Below are 5,233 nucleotides of genomic sequence, written 5' to 3'. Positions count from 1 at the left end.
AGCCCGGGCCGGTGCCGCCGCTGTCGCGACCCCGGGCGCCCAACCCGACGGCGACCTCGGCCCCACCCGCCACTCCTGACCCCGGACGAGGCGACAGCTTTCCCGCCCGAGGCCAGAACTGCCTTGTCGGCAGGGGAAGAATTGCCCAGGCAAATGAGGGGTTTGTGGCGTCGGGCTCGAACGCTGAGGACGCTGCGCACCCCAGACGCCGGTTCGGCAGGGGGAGGACGGGCGCTTTAAGGTTGGCGCGTGAGCGAACCCAGCACTTCCACCCGTCGCGACGTCGGTCTGGTCTTTCTCGGCGCCTCCCTGGTAGCCGGGGTGGGCGATCCCAAGGGCCAGGGCTGGGTCACCCGCGTGGTCGCGCGTAGCCAGTCACCGGATGTGGACCTCACGGCCTACAACCTCGGGGTGCGCGGGGCGACGTCGGGCGATGTGCTCGACCGCTTCCGTGCCGAGGCCCCGGCGCGCTTCGACGGGCGCGGCGAGCGGCGGCTCGTGCTCTGCGTCGGCGCAAACGACCTCGCCACCGGCGTGAGTGTCGCCCGGCACCGCCTCAACCTCGCGACGATCCTCGATGAGGCCCAGAGCGGCAGCATCCCGGCCTTCGTCGTCAGCCCGCCGCCGGGGACGAATGCGCAGGACAACGCCGGCATCGAGGTGCTTGTCGACGCCCAGGCCGACGTTTGCGCTCGCCGCGGCATCCCGTTCGTCGACTGCTATCGCCCGCTGCTCGGCCACGACCAGTGGGACTCGGATCTGGCTGCCGCGACTATCCCGGGGCATCCCGGACAGGCCGGCTACGGCCTGATCGCCTGGCTCGTCCTCAACGGGGGCTGGCGCGAATGGCTCGACATCTAAGGTGTCCGCAAGATTCGTCGGATCGTCGCCGTTGACGGTCCGTCGCGGATCTGGGTCGGCTGCGCGTTGGGGAGTGAGCAGGGCGGCGGCAGCCCACGGCATACGGTAGGCGGATGAGCGACCGACTTATCCGCATCGGTGTCCAACTTCACCCCCAGCAGGCCGACTATGCCCAGATCCGCGAGGCCGTTATTCGCGCCGAGGACATGGGCGTCGACGTCCTGTTCAACTGGGATCACTTCTATCCGCTCTACGGCGACGAGGACGGCAAGCACTTCGAGTGCTGGACCATGCTCGCGGCCTGGGCGGAGCAGACCAGCCGCGTCGAGATAGGTGCCCTGGTCACCTGCAATAGCTATCGCAACCCGAACCTGCTCGCCGACATGGCTCGCACCGTCGACCACATCAGCGACGGGCGGCTGATCCTCGGGATCGGGTCCGGGTGGGCGGAGCGCGACTACATCGAATACGGCTATCCGTTCGGCACCGCCGGCAGCCGGCTGGACGACCTCGGCGAGGCGCTGCCGGTCATCGAGGCCCGTTGGGAGCAGCTCAATCCGGCGCCCACGCGCAAGATCCCGGTGCTCATCGGCGGCGGTGGCGAGAAGAAGACGCTGAAGTTCGTTGCGCGCCACGCCGACATCTGGCATACGTTCGTCCAGGGCGACGATCTGGCGCACAAGATCGACGTCCTGCGCGGGCATTGCGCGAGCGAGGGCCGGGACCTGGCCGACATCGAGATCTCCGTGGGGGTCGGCGGGCGCGGGCGCGAAGGCCGGCTGCCCGACGCTCCCGAGGTCGAAGGCCGGCCGTTGCATGACCTCGGTGCCCGGCTCTTCACGCTCGGCATCGGCGGGCCGGACTACGACCTGTCCGTCGCCGAGCCGTGGATCGCGTGGCGCGACGCGCTCAACGCCGTGAGCTGACGCTATTGATGAGTGATATCGCGGTCAGGGCCGCGATATCACTCATCGATAACCGAACAGCGCCGCGAGTTGTCCACAGCCCGCCCGAGTCCCGGTCGACGGATCCGGCGTCTGCGGGCAGCCTGGCCGTATGCCGCACCATCCCCGAGCGCGCGGGTTCACCTTCCCGCCGCTCGGCGCCCTGCCGCTGCTCACCCTCGTCCAGGCGCGGGCGGCCTATGGCGAGCAGGCGGTGCGGTGGAAGGTGGACAGCGGTCGCTGGCAGCGGATCCACCACGGCATCTTTGTCACCCATTCCGGTCCGGTCGACTGGGCGACGCGGGCCGGCGCCGCAGTTCTGGCCACCAGTCGTCCGTCGACCCGGCTGAGGGACGGCGGCCACTCGATGTCCGCCGGCCTGATGGGATGGTCCGCGGCCTTGGTGGACGGACTGAGCGATGTCGAGCCCGACGTCATCGGCATCGTGGTGCCCCATGGGCGCCGTATTGCCGTCCCGGCGGGTCTCCACGTCGTCACCTCGCGCCGGCTCACGGTGCGGAGCGAGATTTGGCCGCCCCGCACCACCATCGAGTCAACCGTGATCGGGCTGGCTGACGAGGAGTCGGATGACGTCACCCTCGCGCTCATCGGCCGTGCCCTACAGCAGCGCCGCACGACGATGCGTCGGCTTCGAGCCGAGCTCGCCACGTGGCCGAGGCACGGCAAGCGGGATCTGCTCGAGGCCGTGCTCGCGGACGAGGCCGACGGTTGCGAGAGCGCACTGGAGTTGCGCTGGTTTCGCGATGTCGAGCGCCCGCACGGCATCCCTGCGCCGACCCGTCAGACCCCGCTAGTCGTGCGCGGTCAGGGACGCCGTTTCGACCTCGATTGGGATGACGCCAACCTCTGCGTCGAACTCGATGGACTCCTCTTCCACACTGCCGCAACGGCATTGACCGATCGCCAGAAGATCAACGCCCTGGCCGGGCGGCGCCGAAGCCACCTGCGCTACGGCTGGCTCGAAGTCACGCGTTCGCCCTGCTCGATCGCCGCGGAGGTGGTGGCCACGGCCCAAGCCCAGGGCGCTCGCTGGCCGTCGCGGGCCTGTCGCACGCCCGGGTGCCCGGTGCTTCGTGTCACCGGCTATTGATGAGTGATATCGCGGTCCTGACCGCGATATCACTCATCGATGACTCGCATCAGTCCTGGTCCAGCACCAGCACCGCGTTGTGTCCGGCCACGCGAGTCAGCAGGAGGGTCGCATCGGCGCCCGGGCGGACCTTCAACTGCCGCATCAGGCCCGCCTCATCCAGGCGCACGCCGCGCTTCTTGATCGTCACCCCGCTGATCTGGCGCGCCCGTAGCCAGGCGCGGAGCGCCTTGACGTTGAGCGGCAGCACATCCCGCACCGCATACCGGCGCGCATACCCCAGCCCGTATGCCGTGTGCGCCGTCACATAGCCGAGCCCCGGTTCCAGTTCGCGCCCGTCCGTTGCCGCGGTCACCGCGCCGACCAAGTCCGCCTGGACCAGAGCCCGGTCGGTCTCGTAGAGCCAGGGGTGCACCTCGTTTACCCCACCCACGCACGGCACGTCCGCCGTCGCGGTGTCTTCAGTGACCTCGATCGGCGCCTGCCCGGGCCGCAGCACGCGCGCACTCCGACCGCGGGTGCGCGCCAGCGGGCCGAACCACACCGTGCACTCCAGCAACTCACCGGCCCGCGAGACCCATTGCGCCTCGGCGCCGCGCGGCAGTTGGTCGTGGGGGAAGGAGGGCGAGAGTTTGACCCCGGTTGCCGGCACGGCCTGCGCGATCGACAAGACCGTCGTCCAACTCGGCGCGATGTCATCGAGCCGGATAACCCGCCGCGTCCGGCCGGCCGCATCGGCGACTCCGCCCACTCGGCGCGCCGGGTCCAGCCAGGCGCCAACGCGGTCGCGCCCTGCACCTGGCGGGGCGACCCAGTCTTCGGCCAACCCGACCCGGGCCCGCGAATCCGGCCACGGGCGCAGATTGGCATCCGCCACGGCGGCTGTCACCGGATCCGCGTCGATCGCCGCGACGGTCACATCGAGGGCGGCCAGCGCCATCGCGTCCGAGCCGATGCCGCAACCTAAGTCATGTGCAGTGGCAATCGACGCCTGAGCGAAGCGTTCGGCGTGCCCGGCGGCGATTTCGAAGCGCGTGGCCTGCTCCAGGCCGTCCGCCGTGAACAGCATCCCGTCGGCCAACTCCCCGAACTTCTCCCGGGCCCGCGTCCGCAATCGCTGCTGGGTCAGGGCCGCCGCTACCAGATCGGGAGCCAATCCGCCGGCACGCAAACGCGCCGATACACCCACAGCCGCCGACTCGTCATACGGGCCGAGGTCGCGAAGCACGGCCCGCCCGGCGGGGGAGCCGAGCCAGCGCACGGAGGCGACATCCACCCGCCCATCCAACACTGCCCCCGCCGGGAGGTGGGGCACCGGCGAATCCGGTTGCTGCGCGACCCACCCACCTGACAGCCTCGCGGTCATGAGCGTGCGACGGCTGACCGCGGATGACTGGGCGCTCTTTCGCGACATCCGCCTGCGTGCCCTGCGCGAGGCGCCCACCGCGTTCGGGTCGGCCTACGAGCGGGAGGTCGCTTTCGCCAAGGAGGACTGGCGAGTCCGTAGCCGCGGTGCCGCAGTCGCGACGGCGCCCGATGGCGACACCGTCGCGGTCGGCGGGACCTATGACGAGGGGGATCACCTGCACGTCGTTGCGGTCTGGACCGACCCGGCCGCGCGCGGGCGGGGCCACGCGACGGCGATCCTGCACGTCCTCCTCGACGATGCGTCGGCAGCCGGCCGCATCGTCGTGCTCGACGTCAATGTGGCCAATCCGGAGGCGATCGCCGTCTACGAGCGCTTCGGCTTCGAGCGCACCGGCGTTGCCAGCCCCTTGCGCCCCGGCTCCACCGAAACCACGCAGACCATGCGCCTGCGCTGACTCGCGCAGCCTGCGCGGGCGCGGCCAGGCGACCACTACGACCCGTCTGTCGCCGAGCGCTGGGGAGACGAACGCGAGCTGAGGTGAGAGCGCAGGGGTGACCACCTACGACCGCGTTTGTCGACGATCGAGCGAAACGGGGCGGCGACGAAGGAGCCGACCCGCCGAGCGCTGAGGAGATGAAACCAAAAAGTCAACTGGCACTCGAGTTGACCGAGTGCTAATCGCGGCATAGATTGGCGATTGGCACTCTCCCCGTGTGAGTGCCAATCGTGCACCGCAGCTCGACCCCCGCGACGGCGAGTTGCATCAGGCGCACGACCTCTTGTTTCCGATTCATTCGTAGTCGAATAGTGAAGGAGTCATCGTGTCGGTTTCCATCAAGCCGCTCGAAGACCGCATCGTCATCAAGTCCCTTGAGGCTGAGCAGACGACGGCGTCCGGCCTGGTCATCCCGGACACGGCCAAGGAGAAGCCCCAGGAGGGCGAGGTCC

The 5,233-nt window shown here is 69.7% G+C and carries 5 protein-coding genes and 1 pseudogene; 5 read left to right on the top strand and 1 reads right to left on the bottom strand.

What is annotated here, in order from left to right:
• Nucleotides 1–249: 249 nt before the first annotated feature.
• The 3 genes from PKH97_RS13365 (at nucleotide 250) to PKH97_RS13355 (ending at nucleotide 2,916) form a co-directional block, all read left to right on the top strand.
• A complete protein-coding gene (locus PKH97_RS13365) occupies nucleotides 250–861 on the top strand; it encodes a GDSL-type esterase/lipase family protein (RefSeq protein ID WP_324388011.1) in 612 nt (203 codons plus the stop codon).
• 113 nt (nucleotides 862–974) lie between these two features.
• Entirely contained in the window at nucleotides 975–1,787 is an 813-nt protein-coding gene (locus PKH97_RS13360) for an LLM class F420-dependent oxidoreductase (protein ID WP_324388010.1), read from the top strand.
• A 130-nt stretch (nucleotides 1,788–1,917) separates the two neighbouring features.
• Complete coding sequence (locus PKH97_RS13355; protein WP_324388009.1) at nucleotides 1,918–2,916, top strand: hypothetical protein; 999 nt, start codon at nucleotides 1,918–1,920, stop codon at nucleotides 2,914–2,916.
• A gap of 49 nt (nucleotides 2,917–2,965) precedes the next feature.
• Here PKH97_RS13355 and PKH97_RS13350 read toward each other — a convergent pair whose 3' ends face one another.
• Nucleotides 2,966–4,192, bottom strand: coding sequence for a class I SAM-dependent methyltransferase (locus tag PKH97_RS13350; RefSeq protein WP_324388007.1), 1,227 nt, complete (start codon nucleotides 4,190–4,192; stop codon nucleotides 2,966–2,968).
• An 88-nt stretch (nucleotides 4,193–4,280) separates the two neighbouring features.
• On the opposite strand from PKH97_RS13350, the gene PKH97_RS13345 reads away from it, so the two are divergent.
• On the top strand, nucleotides 4,281–4,739 hold the full coding sequence (locus PKH97_RS13345) for a GNAT family N-acetyltransferase (RefSeq protein WP_324388006.1): 459 nt from the start codon (nucleotides 4,281–4,283) through the stop codon (nucleotides 4,737–4,739).
• Between the two features lie 367 nt (nucleotides 4,740–5,106).
• Nucleotides 5,107–5,233 (top strand): annotated as a pseudogene (locus tag PKH97_RS13340) (co-chaperone GroES); the annotation flags it as partial.

The organism is Nostocoides sp. (assembly GCF_035343835.1).
GTDB classification, from domain to species: domain Bacteria; phylum Actinomycetota; class Actinomycetes; order Actinomycetales; family Dermatophilaceae; genus Nostocoides_A; species Nostocoides_A vanveenii.
The sequence above is the reverse complement of the archived record's forward strand: the minus strand, read 5'-3'. Positions and strand labels throughout refer to the sequence as shown.

What these genes read in the sequence shown, in the direction of transcription:
- PKH97_RS13360 (WP_324388010.1), top strand. Translation starts at nt 975, where the DNA reads ATGAGCGACCGACTTATCCGCATCGGTGTCCAACTTCACCCCCAGCAG.
- PKH97_RS13355 (WP_324388009.1), top strand. Translation starts at nt 1,918, where the DNA reads ATGCCGCACCATCCCCGAGCGCGCGGGTTCACCTTCCCGCCGCTCGGC.
- PKH97_RS13345 (WP_324388006.1), top strand. Translation starts at nt 4,281, where the DNA reads ATGAGCGTGCGACGGCTGACCGCGGATGACTGGGCGCTCTTTCGCGAC.